21 protein-coding genes and 3 tRNA genes are annotated in these 21900 nt (G+C 68.9%); 12 read left to right on the top strand and 12 right to left on the bottom strand.

Annotated features, from left to right (window positions below; all coding sequences use genetic code 11):
• Positions 1–173 precede the first annotated feature (173 nt).
• Both ACGFY9_RS24665 and ACGFY9_RS24660 read right to left on the bottom strand, forming a co-directional pair.
• On the bottom strand, positions 174–422 hold the full coding sequence (locus ACGFY9_RS24665) for a hypothetical protein (RefSeq protein WP_393757396.1): 249 nt from the start codon (positions 420–422) through the stop codon (positions 174–176).
• 207 nt (positions 423–629) lie between these two features.
• Positions 630–1370 (bottom strand): TetR/AcrR family transcriptional regulator C-terminal domain-containing protein, encoded by a 741-nt coding sequence (locus ACGFY9_RS24660; protein ID WP_393757394.1) that lies wholly within the window; start codon positions 1368–1370, stop codon positions 630–632.
• On the opposite strand from ACGFY9_RS24660, the gene ACGFY9_RS24655 reads away from it, so the two are divergent.
• Positions 1369–1515 carry a hypothetical protein gene (locus ACGFY9_RS24655; RefSeq protein ID WP_393757392.1) on the top strand — a complete coding sequence of 49 codons (147 nt, stop codon included), beginning with the start codon at positions 1369–1371 and terminating at the stop codon, positions 1513–1515. The two genes, ACGFY9_RS24660 and ACGFY9_RS24655, sit on opposite strands and share 2 nt — an antisense overlap.
• A gap of 85 nt (positions 1516–1600) precedes the next feature.
• Here the strand turns inward: ACGFY9_RS24655 and ACGFY9_RS24650 are convergent, their stop codons facing one another.
• Both ACGFY9_RS24650 and ACGFY9_RS24645 read right to left on the bottom strand, forming a co-directional pair.
• Positions 1601–2218, bottom strand: coding sequence for a hypothetical protein (locus ACGFY9_RS24650; protein ID WP_393757391.1), 618 nt, complete (start codon positions 2216–2218; stop codon positions 1601–1603).
• Positions 2208–2735 (bottom strand): SigE family RNA polymerase sigma factor, encoded by a 528-nt coding sequence (locus ACGFY9_RS24645; protein WP_390159364.1) that lies wholly within the window; start codon positions 2733–2735, stop codon positions 2208–2210. Before ACGFY9_RS24645 ends, ACGFY9_RS24650 begins: the two co-directional genes overlap by 11 nt.
• Positions 2736–2905: 170 nt before the next feature.
• On the opposite strand from ACGFY9_RS24645, the gene ACGFY9_RS24640 reads away from it, so the two are divergent.
• Both ACGFY9_RS24640 and ACGFY9_RS24635 read left to right on the top strand, forming a co-directional pair.
• A complete protein-coding gene (locus tag ACGFY9_RS24640) occupies positions 2906–3196 on the top strand; it encodes a hypothetical protein (RefSeq protein WP_393757389.1) in 291 nt (96 codons plus the stop codon).
• 225 nt (positions 3197–3421) lie between these two features.
• Positions 3422–3580, top strand: a complete 159-nt coding sequence (locus ACGFY9_RS24635) for a hypothetical protein (RefSeq protein WP_393757387.1) — start codon at positions 3422–3424, stop codon at positions 3578–3580.
• Here ACGFY9_RS24635 and ACGFY9_RS24630 read toward each other — a convergent pair.
• The 3 genes from ACGFY9_RS24630 to ACGFY9_RS24620 form a co-directional block, all read right to left on the bottom strand.
• The gene (locus tag ACGFY9_RS24630) at positions 3533–3853 is read right to left on the bottom strand and encodes a hypothetical protein (RefSeq protein WP_393757385.1); all 321 of its coding nucleotides are present in this window, start codon (positions 3851–3853) and stop codon (positions 3533–3535) included. The genes ACGFY9_RS24635 and ACGFY9_RS24630 overlap by 48 nt on opposite strands.
• A 166-nt stretch (positions 3854–4019) precedes the next feature.
• Positions 4020–5189, bottom strand: coding sequence for an acyltransferase family protein (locus ACGFY9_RS24625; RefSeq protein ID WP_393757383.1), 1170 nt, complete (start codon positions 5187–5189; stop codon positions 4020–4022).
• Positions 5190–5322: 133 nt separating this feature from the next.
• Positions 5323–6966: a M4 family metallopeptidase gene (locus ACGFY9_RS24620; RefSeq protein ID WP_393757382.1), complete on the bottom strand. Its 1644-nt coding sequence runs from the start codon at positions 6964–6966 to the stop codon at positions 5323–5325.
• A gap of 122 nt (positions 6967–7088) precedes the next feature.
• On the opposite strand from ACGFY9_RS24620, the gene ACGFY9_RS24615 reads away from it, so the two are divergent.
• On the top strand, positions 7089–7517 hold the full coding sequence (locus ACGFY9_RS24615; RefSeq protein WP_393757380.1) for a gamma-glutamylcyclotransferase family protein: 429 nt from the start codon (positions 7089–7091) through the stop codon (positions 7515–7517).
• A 23-nt stretch (positions 7518–7540) separates the two neighbouring features.
• On the opposite strand, the gene ACGFY9_RS24610 is transcribed toward ACGFY9_RS24615, so the two are convergent.
• Positions 7541–8227: a vancomycin high temperature exclusion protein gene (locus tag ACGFY9_RS24610; protein WP_393757438.1), complete on the bottom strand. Its 687-nt coding sequence runs from the start codon at positions 8225–8227 to the stop codon at positions 7541–7543.
• Positions 8228–8447: 220 nt separating this feature from the next.
• Between ACGFY9_RS24610 and ACGFY9_RS24605 the strand changes: the two genes are divergently transcribed.
• From ACGFY9_RS24605 to ACGFY9_RS24585, 5 genes are all read left to right on the top strand, one after another.
• Positions 8448–9227, top strand: a complete 780-nt coding sequence (locus tag ACGFY9_RS24605; protein WP_393757378.1) for a sirohydrochlorin chelatase — start codon at positions 8448–8450, stop codon at positions 9225–9227.
• Between the two features lie 148 nt (positions 9228–9375).
• Entirely contained in the window at positions 9376–10695 is a 1320-nt protein-coding gene (locus ACGFY9_RS24600) for a deoxyguanosinetriphosphate triphosphohydrolase (RefSeq protein ID WP_393757376.1), read from the top strand.
• Positions 10696–10788: 93 nt separating this feature from the next.
• Positions 10789–12054, top strand: a complete 1266-nt coding sequence (locus tag ACGFY9_RS24595; protein ID WP_393757374.1) for an NAD(P)/FAD-dependent oxidoreductase — start codon at positions 10789–10791, stop codon at positions 12052–12054.
• Between the two features lie 47 nt (positions 12055–12101).
• Positions 12102–14006, top strand: coding sequence for a DNA primase (gene dnaG, locus ACGFY9_RS24590; protein ID WP_393757372.1), 1905 nt, complete (start codon positions 12102–12104; stop codon positions 14004–14006).
• A gap of 81 nt (positions 14007–14087) precedes the next feature.
• Positions 14088–15389, top strand: a complete 1302-nt coding sequence (locus ACGFY9_RS24585; protein ID WP_393757370.1) for an RNA polymerase sigma factor — start codon at positions 14088–14090, stop codon at positions 15387–15389.
• A 178-nt stretch (positions 15390–15567) separates the two neighbouring features.
• Here the strand turns inward: ACGFY9_RS24585 and ACGFY9_RS24580 are convergent, their stop codons facing one another.
• From ACGFY9_RS24580 to ACGFY9_RS24565, 4 genes are all read right to left on the bottom strand, one after another.
• Positions 15568–17496 (bottom strand): ABC transporter ATP-binding protein, encoded by a 1929-nt coding sequence (locus ACGFY9_RS24580; RefSeq protein WP_393757368.1) that lies wholly within the window; start codon positions 17494–17496, stop codon positions 15568–15570.
• The gene (locus tag ACGFY9_RS24575) at positions 17496–19229 is read right to left on the bottom strand and encodes an ABC transporter ATP-binding protein (protein ID WP_393757366.1); all 1734 of its coding nucleotides are present in this window, start codon (positions 19227–19229) and stop codon (positions 17496–17498) included. Before ACGFY9_RS24575 ends, ACGFY9_RS24580 begins: the two co-directional genes overlap by 1 nt.
• Positions 19230–19392: 163 nt before the next feature.
• Positions 19393–20850 (bottom strand): FGGY family carbohydrate kinase, encoded by a 1458-nt coding sequence (locus ACGFY9_RS24570; protein ID WP_366491014.1) that lies wholly within the window; start codon positions 20848–20850, stop codon positions 19393–19395.
• Between the two features lie 51 nt (positions 20851–20901).
• A complete protein-coding gene (locus tag ACGFY9_RS24565) occupies positions 20902–21207 on the bottom strand; it encodes a hypothetical protein (RefSeq protein WP_020684218.1) in 306 nt (101 codons plus the stop codon).
• A gap of 167 nt (positions 21208–21374) precedes the next feature.
• On the opposite strand from ACGFY9_RS24565, the gene ACGFY9_RS24560 reads away from it, so the two are divergent.
• The 3 genes from ACGFY9_RS24560 (at position 21375) to ACGFY9_RS24550 (ending at position 21778) form a co-directional block, all read left to right on the top strand.
• Positions 21375–21447 (top strand) — tRNA-Asn (locus ACGFY9_RS24560).
• A gap of 6 nt (positions 21448–21453) precedes the next feature.
• A tRNA-Asn gene (locus ACGFY9_RS24555) sits at positions 21454–21526 on the top strand.
• Positions 21527–21704: 178 nt separating this feature from the next.
• Positions 21705–21778 (top strand) — tRNA-Ile (locus tag ACGFY9_RS24550).
• Positions 21779–21900: the final 122 nt, after the last annotated feature.

Below are 21900 nucleotides of genomic sequence, written 5' to 3'. Positions count from 1 at the left end.
GCGGGGTTGGGGCCCCACGGGGGGGGGGGGGTGGGGGGGTTCGCCGGCCGCCCCCCCGGGGGGGGGTTGGGCCCCCAAAAGCGGGGGGGCCCCCCCACCCGGGGCGCCCCCCCTCTTCGCACCGTCACAGACAGCCCGGTGCGCTACCCGGGCTGGTGCGCCGGGTGGACGTGTCAGTAACCGAAGATGCCCTCGAACGTGCCGCGGTCCCAGTCGTGGTCCGTCTTGCTGGTCGAGGCGTAGACCGGGCCGACGTGGTCGATGACACCGGCGAACATCGTGCTGTCGGTGTGCCCCGAGCCCTGCGAGCCGGTGCCCTGGACGACCCCGTTGTCGTCGCCGTGGGCGAGGGCGGCACCGGCGCCGCCGAGCAGGAGGCCGACGGCGAGGACGGACGTGGTCAGGGCGGAACGCATACGCATGACTACTCCCAATGATCTCTGGAAGACGCGCCGGAAAACAGGCACGCCGGTCGGTTCAACGCCACAAACGATCACTGAAAACGGCATGCCGCCTCGGCGGCGCCACGTGGATCACTCCCTGATTCACTCAAACGGGACCCCGCCCCACACCATCAGAACCGCAGCGCCGGAGCATGCATCCCCGCATGAGTGTGGACAAGGCGTACTTCACCGTCGGGGCCACCGTGTCCACGCAGGACCGGCGCGCTCAACCCCGGCAACAACTTCTTCCGGGCGAGCAACTCGCCACCGGTGAAACGGAGTTGCAGGTGCCGGCCGAGGTGTACCTGGAGACGCCGACCTGGCGGAGGGGGTCTGACGCGCCAGCCGCAGCGAGAGCCCGTCGAGGACGACATCGAGGCCGTAGGCGAACTTGCCGTCGCGCGGGGCCACCGGATCGGTGCTCGTGGCGGCCGATTCGGCGTAGGAACCGGCGAGATGGGCGTGACCGGCGGCAGCCTGCTGGGCGGCCGGCATCAGCCGGGCGATGAACTCGCCCTCGCTCTCCCCGGACCGCGCGACCGTGGTCAGCCAGGCGGCCTCGGTCGTGCTCATCCCGATCGTGTACGACAGCACGGCGTCGATCGCGCCGCTCGGCTCGGGGAATCCGACGGCCGTGAACAGCGCGGCGAGCCGTTCGGAGAAGGACATGAGGTTCGGGCCGAGGTAGGCGTGCCCGGCCTGCCCGAGCACCGAGGACAGCCAGCGGTGCCGTAGCGCGGTCGTGCGGAAGGGCGCGGCGGCCTCGGTGACGGCGGCGCGCCAGTCGGCGGCGTCCGCGGCCCGCGGCCGACGAGATGCCCTCCGTACATCCGATGAGGCCCGCCACTCGATCGGCGGGGCGCTGGCGGCGGCGCATGGGGACGCGGGGCTGGTCCGCACGGCCCGCGAGGCGTTCACGCACTCCATGTCAACGACCTTCACGGTCAGCGCGGTCGGTGTCGTGGCGGCGGCGGTGCTGGCGGCGGTGGTGATGCGGGACGGGAAGCGGGGCGCGGCAGAGGCTCCGGTCTCCGTGGAAGAGGCGGCGGGGGAGCGGGAGTTGGCCGCCTGACCTCAACTCCCTTGAATGACAAGGCCGTTGCCCAATGCGGGTGGCGGCCTTGTCGTGTCGCCGTCGTGTTGACCCTCGGCAGAGGTCAGGACCCGTCGGGGCAGGACCATTTCGAGATTCTCATGGTGCGGAGATCGACGTCGACCTCGATCGATTCCGGTGCGCTGTCGCTCGTCACGCGTGCGCGGACGGTGTCGGCCCCGGCGCTACGGGCGGCGCCGACGGTGAAGACGGTGGTGGTATCCACATGTCCGCACGTAGCCGCCAGGTCGCCGGCTCCGCTGCCTTCGAGAACGACTTCTCGCTTCAGTGCCGTTTCCGTGAAATGAGCGGTCATCAGCTTCCACAGCTTCGACTTCGACGTCGAATCCCGTGCGGCAAAGGCATCCGGCAGAACCGAATAGTAAGTCCGCAGTTTCTCCTGAGCCGCCGATATTCTGGAATCCTTCTCGTGATGGGAGGGGTATTCCGCCGATCGGTCCGCGCCCACGGAATTCCAGAAAGCGCCCGCACCGACTGCCGTCACGGCAATCGCCGCGATGGCGGCGGAACGGGTACGGCGTTGACGGCGTCGGACGCTTCTGCGACGCAACTCCGGTGCGGACACCGCCCGGTCGACCCGAACTCTCTCCAACTGGTCCATGCTCTCGGTGAGCCAGACAGGACGCTCGTACTCATCCGATTCGTTCGACTCATCCGACATGGTCCACCTCCTGGTCCGGCAGGGAGGAAAAATGGCGGGCGAGCGACAGGCGCCCACGGACCAGCCAAACCCTGATGCTCCCGGCCGGCCAGCCCGTCTCCGCGCTTATCTGCTCGACGCTGAGGTCGCACAAGTGGTGGAGGACAACGACACTTCTGTGCTTCTGCGGAAGAGTGCGAAGTGCCTCGACGAGAGCGACACGTTCGGGGGACGGGCCTTCGACGGAGCGCTGTTCGTGATGACGCTGCATGAGCTGCACACCGCGCCGCACACGCCGGAAGCGGGATACGGCAAGCCGCCAGGCCGTGGTGCGGATCCACGCCTCCTGGGAACCGTCGCTGGTGAAAATCCCCCGTCGGCCCCAGGCCCTTATGAAGGCCTCCTGCACCACATCCTGGGCCTCCGGCAGATCGCCGGTCATCGCGTAAAGCTGCCGAACGAGCCTGGGGTAAGCCAGTGCGTAGAACTCATCGAACTCCTCTTCCGCCGCGCCTCTCGCCACTCTTCCGCCATTCATTTCCGTCCACAGAACGGCCAGGGGTCCTCTTTGGGGGAGGTACGAACGGGCGCCGATCCTCCGCTACAGCGACTCTCCGTGATCCGCGTCACTGCATCCGGGTGTCGCGTCCGGGCCCCCGTGCCGCGTAGTCCACCTGTCCAAGTCGCACCGACAGCAGAGGAACTCTCATGCGCCATGCAGCACCCCGCAAGCCGAGCAGGATGGGAACGACGTTCAGGACCGCCGCGGTCAGCGCTCTGGCGCTCGGCAGTCTGACGGTGGCGGCGGGGTCGCAGGTCCACGCGGCCACGGCGACCTCGCACTCCACGAAGGACGACTCGGCGCGCACCCAGAAGCAGAAGGCCGCCACGGTCGCCGCCGCGGCAAAAGGGCAGACTTCCCGGCCCGTGACGGACCCCGAAGCGGTACGCACCCTCAAGATGAAGACGATCGCGATGGCTCACGCACCGAAGGGCTGATCGGCCGCGGGTCTGTTTGAGAAAGTGTGACACTTTCGCGAGAGGTGTCACACTTTTTCGATATGGGTGGTGGGGAGGCTAGGGGGTCAAGTCTCTCGCGGGCAGAGAGGATTGGAAGGCTCTCCAGGTGGTGGGTGGAGGTGGAGGGACGGGCCGCCGTACGCATCGCGGTGCGACCTGAGAGGCGAGTTACGGCCGAGCCTCCGCAAGGCCACCGAGGACGACGTGTTCGGCCGTGGTCTGCTGATCGTCAGTCAGATCGCGGACCGTTGGGGCGTGCGCGAGCTGACCGTCGGCAAGGCGGTGTGGTGCGAGTTGGACGTCGTACGGCACCACTCACACGGCCCGTTCCATGCAGACGAGTTGATCCCGCTCGTCTCGTGACTCGGTGATGGCGAAGCCGAACCGTTCGTACAGGGCGATGGCCCCGGTCCGCCATTTCCACACCGACAACCGCACGGCGCCCGGGTTCGTCCAGAGCCTCTTGATCTCCGACCGCCCGTGGACGGGGGCGGTCACCACCAGACAACCCACCGCGTGGCTCCCGCTGAGAGCCACCAGCACGACACCGTCGACGAACGCGGTCCGCGGGCCCGAGATCTCCGCCAGGTAGCGCTCCGCCAGCCCGTCCGCATCGGCAGCGGGCTTCCAGGGCAACCGATAATCAGGCGCCCTGACGGCGGCTGCTCATCCACCCGATGCACCGGTGGCGCGGTCACCGAAGCGGCAGGCGTATGGGAGAGACCTCGCAACGTCTGGCGGAAGCGGCGCACGGCACCAGTGACCATCGGCCAGTGGCGTGAACGGCGAAAAGTACGTCGGATCAGGGCGAGTTCACCGTATTCCGCAACCGCGCGAACGACGTGTCCAACCCGCTCTTCAGGATCCGGGCCACAGGCCGCTCCACCAGGCGGTGGACCAGCCAACTCAGCACCAGGAAACCGGAGATCACCGAGACCACCAGGAGCCGGGGGTCCATCGCGTCGCGGAAGCGGTTGATGAGCGTCGTACCGGCGAGGTAGTGCATCAGGTAGAAGGGATACGTCAGGGCGCCCGCCGTGGTGAGCCACTTCCAGCGGACACGGTCGGTCGCGCCCAGCGCGATCGCGGCCATGACCAGCAGGAACACGGTGAACAGCACGACGCTCGCGCGCCAGCTGGAGACCCGCTCGACGGTGTCTATCCGGTGCCCGAGCTCCAACTGGCCCATCAGCCAGGCCAGTCCGAGGATGCCCCACAGCAACATGTCCTGTCCGAAGCGGAACATGAGGTACAGGGCCAGGCCGGCGATGAAGTACCAGGCGCCCTCCGGGTTGACGACCAGCGTCAGGGGGCGGAAGCGCGCGGCCGGGGCGATCATCGCGGCGGCGCCCCAGAAGCAGCAGAAGAGGACGACCTTGCGGTAGGTCAGGCCGGTGATGACCACGGCCATGAAGAGGAGGTAGAAGCGCAGCTCCGACCAGAGCGTCCAGTACACGCCGTCGACGTTCGAGACGCCCGAACCGGACTGCAGCATCGTGAGGTTGAGCAGGATCTCGCGCAGCTTCCGCCGGTCCCACACGCCGGGCAGGGTCACCAGGACGCCCGTGGTGAAGACGATGGAGAACCAGTACGCCGGGTACAGCCGGATCACCCGCGAGGTGAAGAACTGCCGTGGGGTACGGCCCCAGCAGGACATGCAGATCACGAAGCCGCTGATCACGAAGAACATCTCGACGCCGATCCAGCCGTAGGCCGAGAACCGGAACACCGTCGGCATGATGTCGGACACCGGCCGGCCCCAGATCGCGTTGTCCGGCTGGTTCACCCGCCAGGTGCCGGCGTAGTGGTGCGCGGCGACGAACAGCGCGGCGAGCAGTCGCATTCCGTCGATGGCGTACAACCGCCGCTGAGCGGGCGGCCGTTGCTGTAAAATGATGGAGGCGTGTCTTGGAGCTCTACGTCTTCGGGATGGGGGTGCAGCCCGCTCCGTCGCCCCGGCGTACGTAGACATGTCGGTCCATATCGGCTCAGGGGTTCGGGAGCAGGCACACCAAACCCACGCGAATCGGATGTCTCACGGTTCACAGGAAGAGACCCGCGTGGTGTGCCGATGGTTGTAGGCGGATTCCGAAGAATCCCCGGCCTCACCCCACGTCGACCGCACTCCATGCGGCGGCCACCGCGTTGTATTCCGAACTTCCCGTCCCGTACAGGTCCTTGGCCGCACTGAGCGTCGCCGTCCGCGCCCCGGCGTAGTTCGTCGAGGACGTCATATAGACGGTCAACGCCCGGTACCAGATGGCCCCGAGCTTGTCCCGGCCGATGCCGCTCACCGAAGAGCCGTTGCACGTGGGCGAGTTGTAGCCGACGCCGTTGATGGTCTTCGCGCCGCTGCCCTCCGCGAGCAGATACGCGAAGTGGTTGGCGACACCCGACGAGTAGTGGACGTCGAGATTCCCCACCGACGAACTCCAGCAGTCCGCGGAATTCCCGTCCTTGGACGGCTGGTCCATGAACCGCAGCGCCGCCTTGCCGAATCCCGACCGGACGATCTTCTCGCCGATCAAGTAGTCCCCGAGATCGGACGAGTTGTTGGCGTACCACTCCACCAGCGTGCCCATGATGTCCGAGGTCGCCTCGTTGAGCCCGCCGGACTCGCCCGAGTACGTCAGCGCGGCCGTCTTGGACGTCACGCCGTGCGTCATCTCGTGCCCGGCGACATCCAGCGCCACCAGCGGACCGAGCTGTGTCCCGTCACCGTCGCCGTAGGTCATGCAGAAGCAACTGTCGTCCCAGAAGGCGTTGTTGTAGCTGTTGCCGTAGTGGACGCGATTGTACGAACCCTTGCCGTCGCCCGCGATGCCGTTCCGGCCGTGGACATTCTTGTAGTAGTCCCAGGTCTCGTTCGTGCCGTACTGCGCGTCCACCGCCGCCGACGAACGGTCCGAACTCGCCCCCGTGCCCCAGTGGTTGTCGGCGTCCGTGAACACCGTGGACGGGGCGCGGCTGATGCAGATGCCGAGGATGCACAGGTCGGTCTTGTTCGCCGCGTCACCGGTGTACGTCCCGCCGCGCGTCGCGTCCTTGAGCTGATACGTCGATCCCGACAGCGTGGTCTCCAACGGCACCGTCCCGCTGTACAGCGACTTCCCGTCACCCGTCGCCGTCTCCACACTGTCCCAGGCGTCGATCTGGGCGCCACTGCGGGCGTCGGTCAGCACCGTACGGGCGACCGGGTTGCCGAGCGAGTCCTTGGCGACCACGTTCGTCCGCCAGGCGAGCTTCGGTGCGCCGTGCAGGGCGTCAACTACCAGTTGAGGCTTGGCGGTTATCCCCTTGAGGGCCTCGCCGAGATTCGCGGCCCGCAGCGCGTTGACGGCCAGGTCGGCCGCTCTCGGTGCGGCCACCTTCGGCGTCACGGACGCCAGGGATATGGAGCTCCGGGTCGCGCGGTCGGCGCTCCGGTAACTGCCGTTCGAGGCCAGGTGGACCACGAAGTCGCCGCCCAGAACAGGAAGTTGACGGTACGTCCGGTCGTAGCGGACGTGCTGGGTGCCGTCCGCGTCGACGATCACGTCGCGAACGGACGTGTCCTCCGCGGCCGTCAGCCCCAGGCCCGCGGCATGGGCCACCAACGCGGACGCGGCGTTCGCGATCGCGGTGGTCCGGGACGGCCGGTCGGCCGCGTGGGCGGTGGGGGCGAGGGTGGCGGCCAACAGGGTCGCGGCGCCGGCCGCGACACCTGCCGTGGCGAGACGGGAACCTCGAATGTGCCGTGTCCGACTCATGGATCTCCTCAAGAACGCAAGTGGGGGGCGTGGGGGCTGCGTTGATGTTGAATGAGATTTAAAGGGGCCATGACATGTCATGTCCATAGCGCGTGCAAAGACTTCCGGGATCAAGGAGAGCGATGACGACCCCCTCGACGCCCCTCCCCTTCTTCGTCTACGGCACGCTCCGCCCCGGCGAGCCCAACCACGACCTCTTCCTGCGCGGCCGCACGGACTCCGAGGAACGGGCACGGCTGGACGGCGCCGCCCTCTACGACGGCCCCGGCTACCCGTACGCCGTCGAGGCCCCCGGCTCGGTGACCGTCGGCGAACTCGTCACCGCACGCCCCGAGGCCTACCCCCAACTCCTCAGGGAACTGGACCGACTTGAGGACTACGCCCCCGGCGACCCGCACAGCCTCTACGAGCGCGTCGAACTCCAGGTGACCCGCGACGCCGACGGCACGCCCGTACGTGCCTGGGTGTACCTCGCCGCCCCCGCCGTCACCGCCCGCCTCCGCACCCACGGCAAGCTGATCGAGGGCGGCGACTGGATCAACCGCCGCTGAAGGGGCCTCAGTTGCTGCGGGCCTCAGTTGCCGGAGGCCAGTGCCCGCGTGATGCCCGTCTCCTTCGGCCCGAGGAAGTGCGGATCGGGGTGGAACATCAGGTCCAGCGCCGCCTTGCCCGCCGCGAACACCTCGCGGGTGCCGCCGTAGTACCAGGTCGCGTTGTGCGATTCGTCGACACCGACGCCGTACGAGTCGACCCCCGCCGCGTCGCACAGCGCGACCGCCCGCCGGATGTGGAAGTTCTGGCTGATGAGTACGGCCTTGTCGACGCCGAAGATCTTCTTGGCGCGGACGCAGGAGTCCCAGGTGTCGAAACCGGCGTAATCGGTCACCACGCGCGCGCGTGGCACCCCGTGCTTCGCCAGGTAGACGCGCATCGCGTCCGGCTCGTCGTAGTCCTTGCGGCTGTTGTCACCGGTCACCAGGACGACCTTCACCCGGCCCTCCCGGTACAGCGTCGCCGCCGCGTTCAGCCGGTGCGCGAGATACGGCGACGGCTCGCCGTCCCACAGCCCGGCACCGAACACCACGGCGACATCGGTGCGCGGCACGTCCTGGAGGGTCCGCAGGCGGTCGGCCGTGGACACCCACAACCAGGTCGCCGGAAGCAGCGCGAGGACACAGCCGAGGGCCACCCCCTGCGCGAGCTGCCGCCACCCCGCACGCGTGCGTGGCAGTCGCGGCCGGCGAAGTCTCAGGCGGCGCATCAGACGGATCAAGGGGGCCCCTCCGCGTTCGGTTCCGACAGTCACAGACGCGCCGTGACCCGTGACGGTTCGCCGCCCGTAGTGTGACCGGCTTCACTGTGAACCCGGAAACGGCAGGTCACATCGCCTCACACAGCCCGGCACCCCACCGTGAACCCCCGGAAAAGCCCCGTGATTCCCGTGCAACGGGGTGGCAACCTCCCCCTGTCACCATCACTCCATGACGGCGTCGATCCCACCCCACGAGGAGTCCACCCTCGGCAGCGCGCCCGCCCTCGTCCTGGTCGCCCACGGCAGCCGCGACCCACGCGCCCTGAGCACCGTACGAGCTCTCGCGGACCGAGTCCGCGACCTCCGCCCCGGCCTCCCCGTCCACCTGGGCCACATCGAACTCAACGAGCCCCGCCTCCCGGACACCCTCACCCAACTGGGCCCCGCGGAAGCCGTCTTGGTCCCCCTCCTCCTGTCCCGCGGCTACCACGTCAAGCAGGACATGCCGGAGATGGCGGCGGAGGCCCAGGCACGCACGCGCGTGGCACCCCCTCTGGGCCCACACCCCCTCCTCGTGGAGACCCTCCACGACCGCCTGGTGGAGGCGGGTTGGCGAACGAGGACGGACGACAGGACCCGCAGGGCGAGCGCCGTGGTCCTGGCGGCGGCAGGCTCCCGCGACCCGGACTCCAAGCTCGACACCACCCGCACGGCCCACCTCCTGGCGGCCCGCCTGGGCGTCCCCGTAATCCCGGCCTACGCCTCGGCGGCGACCCCCACGGTCCCCGAGGCCGTACGCACCCTCACCGCCCGAGGCCACCACAGGGTGGCAGTGGCATCCTGCTTCACGGCCCCGGGCCGCTTCGCGACACAGTGCGCGGAGGCAGCCCCGTGGATCGCATCGGCCCCCCTGGGTGCCCACCCCGCGATGGCGAGGCTGGTCCTCCACCGCTACGACCAGACCCTGGAAACAAGGTCGCCCATGCAACCGGAGCTGGCCTCGGCTTGAAAGCCACGGCGGGGCCACCCCCTAAGGGGCGCGGGGAACTGCGCGACCAGCCCCCACGCACCCGCACCCGCCCACCAAACCGCACCCGGCAACCGCATAGGCGCCCCGCAACTCCCGAATTGTCACTACCGCCGCTTACTGTCGAAGCATGGACGGCACAGCAGCACCCCACCCCTACGACCCGACGTCAGTCGACCGCTGGGCGACAGAGCCCGACAAACGCCCGGGCCGAACCGCCTTCCAACGCGACCGCGCCCGAATTCTCCACTCCGCCGCCCTACGCCGCCTCGCCGGCAAAACCCAGGTCGTCACCCCAGGAACCCGCAGCCAGGCCTGGGACGCCAGCCCCCGCACCCGCCTGACCCACTCCCTGGAGTGCGCCCAGGTGGGCCGCGAACTCGGCGCAGCCCTCGGCTGCGACCCGGACCTGGTCGAAGCGGCCTGCCTCTCCCACGACCTGGGACACCCCCCCTTCGGCCACAACGGCGAACAGGCACTCAACGAATTCGCCGACGACTGCGGCGGCTTCGAGGGCAACGCGCAGTCCCTCAGACTCCTCACCCGCATCGAACCGAAGCGCTTCGTAAGAAGTGACACGACAGGCGAGATGGTGAGCGTCGGCCTCAACCTCACCCGTGCCGCCCTCGACGCCGCCACCAAGTACCCCTGGCCGCGCGGAGGACACCCCACCGACCCCAAGTCCCCCAAGTTCGGCGTCTACGAGGACGACAGACCCGTCTTCGACTGGGTCCGCAAGGGCGCCCCCGGCACGCGCACGTGCTTCGAGGCCCAGGTGATGGACTGGTCGGACGACGTGGCGTACTCGGTGCACGACGTCGAGGACGGCCTGCACGCGGGCCACATCGACCCCAACTGCCTGCACGCCGAACCGGAACGCCAGGAGATCTTCAAGGTCGCCATCGGCCGCTACGTCCCCGCGGACACGGCCCCTGACGAACTCGCCGAGGCGCTGGACCGGCTCCAGAACCAGCCGTGGTGGCCGCACGGCTACGACGGTTCGGCCGTCGCGCAGGCCCGCCTCAAGGACGCCACCAGCCAGCTCATCGGCCGCTTCTGCCTGGCCGCCGAGTCCGCCACGCGCGCGGCGTACGGCACCGGCCGCCTCACCCGCTACGACGCCGAACTCGTCGTACCGCACGAGGCACGGCTGGAGTGCGCGGTCCTCAAGGCGGTCGCCGACCGGTACGTGATGCAGCGCGCGGAGCAGGAGCGCATCCGCGCCGACGAGCGCGTCGTGGTCGCCGAACTCGCCGAGGTGCTCACGAGCCGCGCCCCGGACGGTCTGGAGCCGCAGTTCCGCGCCCAGTTCGACGAGGCGCCCGACGACCGTGCCCGCAAACGTGTGATCGTCGATCAGATCGCGTCCCTCACGGACGCGTCGGCGCGGTCTCTTCACGCGCATCTCACGTCGCTGGGGCACAGTGACGCGAAACAAGCCCGAATGTGACCCTCCGTGGCCTGATCGGGCCACACCCCCTTCCCCCATCACACTGCGTGCGGGACGCTCGCATATGGCGGCACCCTTACGAGGAGGCATCAAGTGGTCGACGCGGATCAGACGTTCGTCATCATCGGAGGAGGCCTGGCCGGCGCCAAGGCGGCCGAGACGCTCCGAGCGGAGGGCTTCACGGGCCGCGTGATACTGATCTGCGACGAACGTGACCACCCGTACGAGCGCCCGCCGCTGTCCAAGGGCTACCTCCTCGGTAAGGAGGAGCGCGACAGCGTCTTCGTGCACGAACCCGCCTGGTACGCGCAGAACGACATCGAGCTGCACCTCGGCCAGACCGTCGACGCCATCGACCGTACGGCGAAGACGGTCCGCTTCGGGGACGACGGCACCCTGGTCCGCTACGACAAGTTGCTCATCGCCACCGGCTCCGAGCCCCGCCGCCTCGACATCCCGGGCACGGACCTCGCGGGCGTCCACCACCTGCGCCGCCTCTCGCACGCCGAGCGCCTCAAGAACGTTCTCGCGTCCCTGGGCCGGGACAACGGTCATCTGGTGATCGCCGGCGGCGGCTGGATCGGCCTGGAGGTCGCGGCGGCGGCCCGGGAGTACGGCGCCGAGGTCACCGTCGTGGAACCGTCCCAGACGCCGCTGCACGGCGTCCTCGGCCCCGAACTCGGCCAGCTCTTCGCCGACCTGCACGCCGAGCACGGCGTGCGCTTCCACTTCGGCGCCAGGCTCACCGAGATCGTCGGCCAGGACGGCATGGTGCTCGCCGCCCGCACCGACGACGGCGAGGAGCACCCCGCGCACGACGTCCTCGCGGCCATCGGCGCGGCCCCGCGCACCGCGCTCGCCGAGGCGGCGGGACTGGAGCTGGCCGACCGCGCGCACGGCGGCGGCATCGCCGTCGACGAACGGCTGCGCACCTCCGACCCCGACATCTACGCGGCCGGCGATGTGGCCGCCTTCCACCACGCCCTGTTCGACACCCGCCTCCGGGTGGAGCACTGGGCGAACGCCCTCAACGGCGGCCCGGCGGCGGCCCGCGCGATGCTCGGCAAGGACGTCACCTACGACCGCGTGCCCTATTTCTTCTCCGACCAGTACGACTTGGGTATGGAGTACTCCGGCTGGGCGCCCCCGGGCTCCTACGACGAAGTGGTGATCCGGGGAGACGCGGGCAAACGGGAGTTCATCGCCTTCTGGCTGAAGGAGGGACGCGTGCTGGCCGGGATGAATGTGAATGTGTGGGACGTCACAGAGCCCATCCAGCAGCTCATCCGCTCCCGGGCACAGGTGGACACCGAGGCCCTTGCGGACCCACACGTTCCACTGGACAGCCTGGGCGTCTGAACCGTCTCGTCGTCACTGGTGTCAGTCGGGCCCCGTAGAATTCACGCGTGGCAGGACGGATCAACGACGAGGACGTGAAGGCGGTTCGGGACGCGGTCCCGATCGACGCCGTGGTGTCCGAGTACCTCCAGCTGCGGAACGCGGGCGGCGGCAACCTCAAGGGCCTCTGCCCGTTCCACGACGAGAAGTCGCCGTCCTTCCAGGTCAGCCCCAGCAAGGGTCTCTTCCACTGCTTCGGCTGCCAGGAGGGCGGCGACACCATCACGTTCGTGATGAAGGTCGACCACCTCACGTTCTCCGAGTCGGTCGAGCGCCTGGCCGCCCAGGCCGGCATCACGCTGCGGTACGAGGAGGGCGGGTACAACCCCGCCAACCAGCGCGGCGAGCGCATCCGCCTGGTCGAGGCCCACAAGGTCGCCGCCGACTACTACATGGAGCAGCTCGCCGTCAGCCCCGAGGCGGACGCCGGCCGCAAGTTCCTCGCCGAGCGCGGCTTCGACCAGTCCGCCGCCGAGCACTTCTCCGTCGGCTACAGCCCGCAGGGCTGGGACCACCTCACCCGCTTCCTCCGCGGCAAGGGCTTCACCGACAAGGAGATCCTCCTCTCCGGCCTCGCCCAGGAGGGCCGCCGCGGCCCCATCGACCGCTTCCGCGGCCGTCTGATGTGGCCGATCCGCGACATCGGCGGCGAGGTCGTCGGCTTCGGCGCCCGCAAGCTCTACGAGTCGGACAACGGCCCGAAGTACCTCAACACGCCCGACACCGCGATCTACAAGAAGTCGCAGGTCCTCTACGGCATCGACCTCGCCAAGAAGGACATCGCCAAGTCGTCCCGCGCGGTCGTCGTCGAGGGCTACACCGACGTCATGGCCTGCCACCTCGCCGGAGTCACCACCGCCATCGCGACCTGCGGCACGGCCTTCGGCGGCGACCACATCAAGATCCTCCGCAGGCTCCTGATGGACAACGGCAGCGCGCGCGTGATCTTCACCTTCGACGGTGACGCGGCCGGCCAGAAGGCGGCCCTGCGCGCCTTCGAGGACGACCAGAAGTTCGCCGCCGAGACCTACATCGCGATCGCCCCGGACAACATGGACCCCTGCGAGCTGCGCCTCGCCAAGGGTGACGAGGCGGTCGCCGACCTGGTCGAACCTCGCACTCCGCTCTTCGAGTTCGCGCTCCGCCAGATCGTCGTCCGCTACGACCTCGACACCCCGGCCGGCCGCGCCTCCGCCCTGGACGAGGCCGCCCCGATCGTCGCCCGCATCAAGAACAGCGGCGCGCAGCACGAGGTCGCCGTCCAGCTCGCCGGCATGCTCGGCATCCTCGACACCCAGTTCGTGGTCAAGCGCGTTGCCCAGCTGGCCCGTTGGGCCCGCGACCGCGGTGGCAAGGGCCCCGCGCCGGCACGCGGCGCCGCCCAGCAGCCGTACGACACCACCCCCCGCACCCCCACCGGCGGCCCCGCCCTCACCCTGCGCAACCCGGTCTTCGCCACCGAACGCGAACTCCTCAAACTCGCCCTCCAGCGCCCCGACTTGGTCTCCCCGGCCTTCGACGCGTACGGCGTGGACGAGTTCACCGCCCCGCCCTACGCGGCCGTACGCGAGGCGATCATCGAGGCGGGCGGCGCCGAGTACGGTCTCCAGGACGCCCAGGACTACCTCGTCCGCGTCCGCGAGGCGGCACCTGACGACGCGGTCCGCGCGATGGTCACCGAGCTGGCCGTCGAGGCGATCATGCGCCGCACGGTCGACGAGAACTACGCGGGCGAGCAGCTCGTCACCGTCCGCCGAAGAGCCGTAGTGCGCCGCATCGGCGACATCCAGGGCACGCTCACCCGCCTCGGCAGCCACGGAGACTCGGCGGAACTGGCCGCCGTACAGAACGAGTTGTGGGTACTTCAGCAGTACGACCAGGCACTCCAGGTGCACGGCGCCACAGCGCTCTGAGCACGTAGTCACGGGACGGACTCAAAAAGTCACCGCACGCCCCTCGTGGCGGCGATGTGTCGTACTCCACACTGGGTTCCGGTGCCTGAGTCCTCGGAGCGCGGCCGATCCGTCCCCAGCGGGTCCTTCACCCCCGCGGTTCCGCTCATCGAGTACGGGACGGACAGCGGCGAGGCCGTCGAATCCGCCCCTGAAGTACCGCTGCCGTACCCCCTGGCAGCGATCATCCTGGAGGTCGCCCCCGTGCAGACCCAGACCCTCGACCAGACCGAGACCAGCACGACGGACGGCGCGGAACCGGAAGCGGAGACCGATGTCCTCGCGACCGTCCCCCCGCAGAGCCGTGCCGCGCACCACCCCGAGACCGCGGACCCGGAGAGCCCGCCCGAGCTCGAAGAACCGACGGCCGAAGCGGTGGAGACCGCCGAGGCCGCCGTACGGCCCCGCAGCCGGGTCGCCGCCGACAACGGCGCGCCCTCCTCGGACCTGTTCCGCCAGTACCTGCGCGAGATCGGCCGTATCCCGCTGCTCACCGCGGCCGAGGAGGTCGACCTCGCCCGCCGCGTCGAGGCCGGCCTGTTCGCCGAGGAGAAGCTCGGCGGCGCGACCGACCTGGACAGCCAACTCGCCCTCGACCTGGACAAGTTGGTCGTCATGGGCCGGATGGCCAAGCGCCGCCTGATCGAGGCGAACCTGCGGCTCGTCGTCTCCGTGGCGAAGAGGTACGTCGGGCGCGGGCTGACCATGCTCGACCTCGTCCAGGAGGGAAACCTCGGCCTGATCAGGGCAGTTGAGAAATTCGACTACGCCCGCGGCTACAAGTTCTCGACGTACGCGACCTGGTGGATCCGCCAGGCCATGTCCCGCGCCCTCGCCGACCAGGCCCGCACGATTCGCGTCCCGGTGCATGTCGTCGAGCTGATCAACCGGGTCGTCCGCGTCCAGCGCCGGATGCTTCAGGAGCGCGGCTACGAGCCGACGCCGGAAGAGGTGGCCGACCATCTCGACCTCGCTCCCGAGCGCGTCAGCGAGGTGCTCCGGCTGGCTCAGGAGCCGGTTTCGCTGCACGCGCCGGTGGGGGAGGAGGACGACGTTGCCCTCGGCGACCTGATCGAGGACGGCGACGCCACCAGCCCCGTGGAGTCGGCCGCGTTCATCCTCCTCAGGCAGCACCTGGAGGCGGTCCTGTCGACGCTGGGGGAGCGCGAGCGGAAGGTCGTACAGCTGCGGTACGGGCTGGCTGACGGGCGTCCGCGCACGCTGGAGGAGATCGGCCGCATCTTTGGCGTGACCCGGGAGCGGATACGGCAGATCGAGTCGAAGACGCTCAACAAGCTGCGGGATCATGCTTTTGCGGATCAGCTGAGGGGTTATCTGGATTGATGCCGGGTGCGGATCGGTGGGGGCTGGTCGCGCAGTTCCCCGCGCCCCTAAAAACGCCGGGCGCGCCCTGTTCTTCCAGGGCCCCCGCGTCCCTGAAAAGGACCTCAGCCGAGGTGCCTTTAGGGGCGCGGGGAACTGCGCGACCAGCCACGACGGGCCGTCAGCCGAACAACAACCGTTAGTCCACTTCCGCCACCGCCTGCGCGAACTGCGCCTTGTACAACCGCGCATACGCCCCGTCCGCCGCCAACAGGTCCGCATGCGCGCCCTGTTCGACGATGGAGCCGTTCTCCATGACGAGGATCGTGTCCGCGTCCCGGATCGTGGAGAGCCGGTGCGCGATCACGAACGAGGTGCGGCCATGGGCGAGTTTGGCCATGGCCTTCTGGATCAGGACCTCCGTACGGGTGTCGACCGACGACGTCGCCTCGTCGAGGACGAGGATCGTCGGGTCGGACAGGAACGCCCGCGCGATGGTGATGAGCTGCTTCTCACCGGCGCTGACGCCCGTGCCCTCGTCGTCGATGACCGTGTCGTAGCCGTCGGGCAGCGTACGGACGAACCGGTCTGCGTGCGCCGCCCGCGCCGCCTCCTCGATCTCGCCCCGGGTGACCTCGCGAGAGGCCCCGTACGCGATGTTGTCGGCGATGGAGCCGCCGAACAGCCAGGTGTCCTGGAGCACCATGCCGATGCCGGCGCGGAGTTCGTCCCGGGACATCCGCGCGATGTCGACGCCGTCGAGGGTGATGCGCCCGCCGGAGACCTCGTAGAACCGCATGAGGAGGTTGACGAGGGTGGTCTTGCCGGCGCCGGTGGGGCCGACGATCGCGACCGTGTGACCCGGTTCCACCGTCAGCGAGAGGTCCTCGATGAGCGGCTTGTCGGGGTCGTAGCGGAAGGAGACGTGCTCCAGGGCGACGAGGCCGCGCAGTTCCTCGGGGCGTTCGCTCGGCATGGGGTCGGGCTGCTGCTCCTCGGCGTCGAGGAGTTCGAAGATCCGCTCGGCGGAGGCTACGCCGGACTGGACGAGGTTCGCCATCGACGCGACCTGCGTCAGCGGCATCGAGAACTGGCGCGAGTACTGGACGAAGGCCTGCACGTCACCGATGGACAACGAGCCCGACGCCACCCGCAGGCCGCCGACCACGGCCACCAGCACGTAGTTGAGGTTCGAGACGAACATCATCAGCGGCTGCATGACACCGCTGTTGAACTGCGCCTTGAAGCCCGCCTCGTACAGCGCGTCGTTCTGCTCGGCGAAGAGTTGTGCCGACTCGTCCTGGCGGCCGAAGACCTTCACCAGGGTGTGGCCGGTGTACATCTCCTCGACGTGCGCGTTGAGCTTGCCCGTCGAGCGCCACTGCTGCACGAAGTGCGGCTGCGAGCGCTTGCCGATGCGGGTGGCGACGAGGAACGACAGCGGTACGGTCACCAGCGCGACCAGGGCGAGCAGCCATGACACCCAGAACATCATCGCGAGGACACCGATGATGGTGAGCAGCGAGTTGATGAGCTGGCCCATCGACTGCTGGAGGGTCTGCCCGATGTTGTCGATGTCGTTGGTCGCGCGAGACAGCACTTCACCGCGCTGGCGCTTGTCGAAGTACGACAGCGGGAGCCGCGACATCTTCGTCTGCACGCTCTCGCGCAGCCGGAACATGGTCCGGTTGACCGCCCGGTTGACCATCCGGGTCGCCACCGCCATCAGCAGCCCGGCCACCAGGAACGTGCCCAGCGCGAGCAGCAGCACATGCCCCACCGAGGTGAAGTCGATGCCCTTGCCCGGCGTGAAGTCCGTGCTCTTGAGCATGTCCGCGACCGAACCCTGGCCCCGGTCGCGCATCGCCTGGAGGGCCTGCGCCTTGGTCGTCCCGGCCGGCATCTGCCGCCCGATGATGCCCGCGAAGACCAGGTCGGTGGCGTTGCCGAGGATCTTCGGCCCGACCACGTTCAGGCCGACGCTGATCACCACGCACACCAGCAGGATGCCGATGGTCAGCCGCTCCGGCCTGAACTGGCCGATCAGCCGCTTGCCGGACACCTTGAAGTCCATCGAACGGGCGTCGGGGCCCGTCCCGGCCATCATCCGCCCCATGGGCCCGGCCATCAGGCAGCCTCCGCTTCCGTGAGCTGGGAGAGCACGATCTCTCGGTACGTCTCGTTGTCCGCCATCAGTTCGTGGTGCCGGCCCGTCCCCACGACCCGTCCCTCGTCGAGTACGACGATCCGGTCGGCGTCCCTGATGGTCGCCACCCGCTGCGCCACGATCACCACGGTCGCCTCGGCGGTCTCGTGCGCGAGGGCCGCCCGCAGCGCCGCGTCGGTCGCGTAGTCGAGGGCGGAGAAGGAGTCGTCGAAGAGGTAGATCTCCGGCCGCTGCACCAGCGTGCGCGCGATCGCGAGCCGCTGCCGCTGACCGCCGGAGACATTCGTGCCGCCCTGCGCGATGGGGGAGTCCAGTCCGTTCTCCAGCCCCTCGACGAAGCCCTTGGCCTGCGCCACCTCCAGCGCGTGCCACAACTCCTCGTCCGTCGCGTCGGGATTGCCGTAGCGGAGGTTGGTCGCGACCGTGCCCGCGAAGAGGTACGGCTTCTGCGGGACCAGGCCGACCGTCTTGGCCAGCAGCACCGGGTCGATGGTCGACACGTCGACACCGTCGACGAGGACCTCGCCGTCGGTCGTGTCGACCAGGCGCGGGACCAGACTCAGAAGGGTGGACTTTCCGCTGCCGGTCGAGCCGATCACGGCCGTCGTCTCGCCCGGGCGGGCCACCAGGTCGATGGACTTCAGTACGGGTTCCTCGGCGCCCGGGTAGCAGAAGCCGACCCCGCGGACCTCCAGATGCCCGTGCCGGCGCAGCTCGGTGACGGGCGCGAGCGGCGGCACGACACTGGACTCGGTGTCGAGGACCTCCTCGATGCGCTCGGCACAGACCTCCGCGCGCGGCACCATCATGAACATGAAGGTGGCCATCATCACGGACATCACGATCTGCATCAGATAGGCGAGGAACGCGGTCAGATCACCGATCTGCATCCCGCCGCTGGCGATCCGGTGCGCGCCGAACCACACGACGGCGATCGACGACAGGTTCACGGTCGTCATGACCACGGGGAACATGAGCGCGAGCAGGTTGCCGGTCTTCAGCTGCATCTCGGTGAGATCGCTGTTGGCCTTGCGGAACCGGTCCTTCTCGTACTCGTCCCGGACGAAGGCACGGATCACGCGGTTGCCGGTGATCTGCTCGCGCAGCACCCGGTTCACCGCGTCGAGGCGCACCTGCATCGACCGGAACAGCGGCCGCAGCCGGCGCACGATCAGCGTCACGCAGACGGTCAGCGTCGGCACCACCGCGATCAGCACCCCGGACAGCGGCACATCCAGACCGAGCGCCAGGATGATCCCGCCGACGCACATGATCGGCGCCGACACCAGCAGGGTGAACGTCATCAGGGCCAGCATCTGGACCTGCTGGACGTCATTGGTCGTCCGGGTGATCAGCGAGGGCGCGCCGAACTGGCCGACCTCGCGGGCCGAGAACGACTGCACCCGGTCGAAGATGGCACCCCGGATGTCCCGGCCGACGGCGGAGGCAGTGCGCGCGCCGTAGTAGACGGCACCCGTGTTGCACACGACCTGGACCAGTGAGATCCCGATCATCAGGGCGCCGAAGGACAGGATGTATCCGGTGTCCCCCTTCACGACACCGTTGTCGATGATGTGCGCGTTCAGAGTGGGCAGGTAGAGGGTGGCGCAGGTCTGCAGGAACTGCAGCAGCACCAGCAGGAGGATGGGTTTCCTGTAGGGCCTGAGATAGGTCCGCAGAAGTCGTATGAGCACGCTGGGTCTCTCGGAGTCGGCGGGTGGAGGGCGGGCGGTGTGCCCCTCGCCCCTATCGTCGGACACTCCACCCGCGTTACCTCAACCGATTAAGCCAACAGCAGTGCGCTACGGCCCCTTATGTACCCCTAAGTGCCTTATTCGCGCCGGCGCTGGTGTGTACCTACGAGCGGAACGCGCCCGGATGGGTCTGTTCCCGTACGGACACGTACTGCTGCCGCACGGCCTGTCCTACGGCCAGTTCATCGCCCGGCTCGAAGACCTGGGCGACCGGTCCCTGCCAGGGCGGCGGGTTGCGCGGGTCGAGGGTGCCCTGCGAGACACCGAGCGCCCAGGCGGCCTGCCGGGCGGCGCCGATCGCGGCGTAGTCGGCGGGCTGCGGTACGACGATCTGCGTCCCGAAGAGCGCGGGCGCCGCAGCCTGCACGGCGGGCAGTTCGGCGGCCGACCCGAGCAGGAAGAGCCGCCGTACGGCCACACCGCGCCCGCGCAGCACGTCCAGCGCGTCCGCGAGCCCGCACAGCATGCCCTCGAAGGCGGCCCGCGCCAGATGCTCCGCCTTCATCGACTCCCGCCGCAGCCCGGCCAACGTCCCGGCGGTGTGCGGCAGATTGGGCGTCCGCTCACCCTCCAGATACGGCAGGAACACGAGCCCGTGCGCCCCCGGCGTCGATTTCATCGCCAGCTCGGACAGACTCTCCAGATCGGGCAGCCCGAGCAGTTCGGCGGCGCCGCGCAGGGTCCGTACGGCATTCAGCGTGGTGACGACCGGCAGATGCATCCCGGTCGCGTCGGCCAGCGAGGTGATCATCCCGCTCTGGTCGACGAGTGCCTCGTGGTGCACGGCCATGACGGACCCGGAGGCGCCGAGCGACACGACCGCGTCCCCGAACCCGATCCCGAGCCCGAAGGCGGCGGCCATGGTCTCGCCGGTACCGGCGGAGATCAGCAGCCCTTCCGGAGTCGTACCGGCCGCGTCCGAGGGACCGATCACCTCGGGGAGCATCGCCTGGTGGCCGAGGGCGAGTTCGACGAGATCGGGCCGGTAACCGCCACTGGCGGCGGACCAGTAGCCGGTCCCGGAGGCCCCGCCCCGATCGGTCGTCCTCCGCACGGGCCGCCCGAGAAGCTGCCACACCAGCCAGTCATGAGCCTGCAGCAGCGCGGCGGTACGCCGTGCGTTGTCGGGCTCGGTCCTGTTCAGCCAGCGGAGCTTGGTGACGGGCTGCGCGGCCTGCGGTACGGAACCCACCGCCTGCGCCCACGCCTCGCGCCCGCCGAGCGCGTCGATCAGATCGGCCGCCGCGACCTGCGCCCGCTTGTCACCGCCGACCATCGCGGGCCGCACGGTGTTGCCCTGCGAGTCCACCGGCACGAGCGCGTTCTGCTGCGCGGACACACCGATGGCCTGCACACCTTCGAGCAGCCCCCCGCCGGCCGCCTCGCCCAGCGACAACAGCCAGGCCTGTGGATCGACATCGGAGGGCCGCCCGCCGCCCTCGGTCTCGGTTTCGACCGGATGCGGCGCATATCCCTGCCTGAGCACGGACCCTGTGTCCGTGTCGCAGACGACGATACGAGTGAAATCGGGCGAACTGTCCAACCCGGCGACTATCCCCATGGCGGAAATTCTGCCGTACTGCGGGAGGTGACGGCGCCGGGTCGGGACTCCCTAGGTGTTGCTGGTGCCCCAGTCGTCCTCGCCCGTACCGTTCGCGTTGCGCTCACGCAGGGACCGTACGCGCTGCGCCACCGAGTCGGGGACCCGGTCGCCGACCTTGTCGCTGACCGCGTGGTACGCCTTGCCCGCGTACTGGCGGCCCTGCTGCGCCGCCGTCTCGGCGGTGTTGCGGACGGCCGGGTTCTGCGCGACCTGACGTGCCGACTTCTTCAGCTGCTCGTAGCGCTCGCGTCCGGCCCGCGTGCCCAGCACGTAACCCAGAGCCAGTCCGACGACGAACGTGAGCTTGTAGCGCATGACGGCCATCCTTCCCTTGCGTAGTCCCTCGCGGGTCTCCGGCGCGGCATCGGTGCCGGGGGAACCGATTGGCGGAGCACCCCCCTGCTTGCGCTAATGTATGTGTCGCAGCGAGCACACGCCCCCTGGCGAATACCCAGGGAGGTACGTTCGATGCAACGAGGCATTCCCCTGTAGCTCAATTGGCAGAGCAGCCGGCTGTTAACCGGCAGGTTACTGGTTCGAGTCCAGTCGGGGGAGCTTCGGTCTTCCGTAGCTCAATTGGCAGAGCAGCCGGCTGTTAACCGGCAGGTTACTGGTTCGAGTCCAGTCGGGAGAGCGCAGTGAGGAAGCAGTGATGAGGACCCCGTTGGGGTCCTTTTTCATGTCCCCCGGAACCGCTCGCGACGTGCCGAAGTCCTCATGGTCGTGCGAAGTCGACCATCCGAAGCAGGAGATCGTATGAGCGGCTATGCTGCGGCAGACGGCGCGTACAAATGTGCGCGACGCGCCGTAATGGGGCGGTAGCTCAGCCGGTTAGAGCAGCGGACTCATAATCCGTCGGCCGTGGGTTCGAGTCCCACCCGCCCCACTTGTGCAGGTCCTTGACCTGAGGAAACGTTCATTTTTGGGTGTCGGGGCGTCAACTTCGCCTGGACGGTGGTTGTACTGGGCTCGGGGTTTCTGGCCGCCTCCTGCACATACTTCCGGCAC

It is taken from the genome of Streptomyces sp. NPDC048504, from assembly GCF_043200035.1.
In the GTDB taxonomy this organism is placed as follows: Bacteria; Actinomycetota; Actinomycetes; order Streptomycetales; family Streptomycetaceae; genus Streptomyces.
The sequence above is the reverse complement of the archived record's forward strand: the minus strand, read 5'-3'. Positions and strand labels throughout refer to the sequence as shown.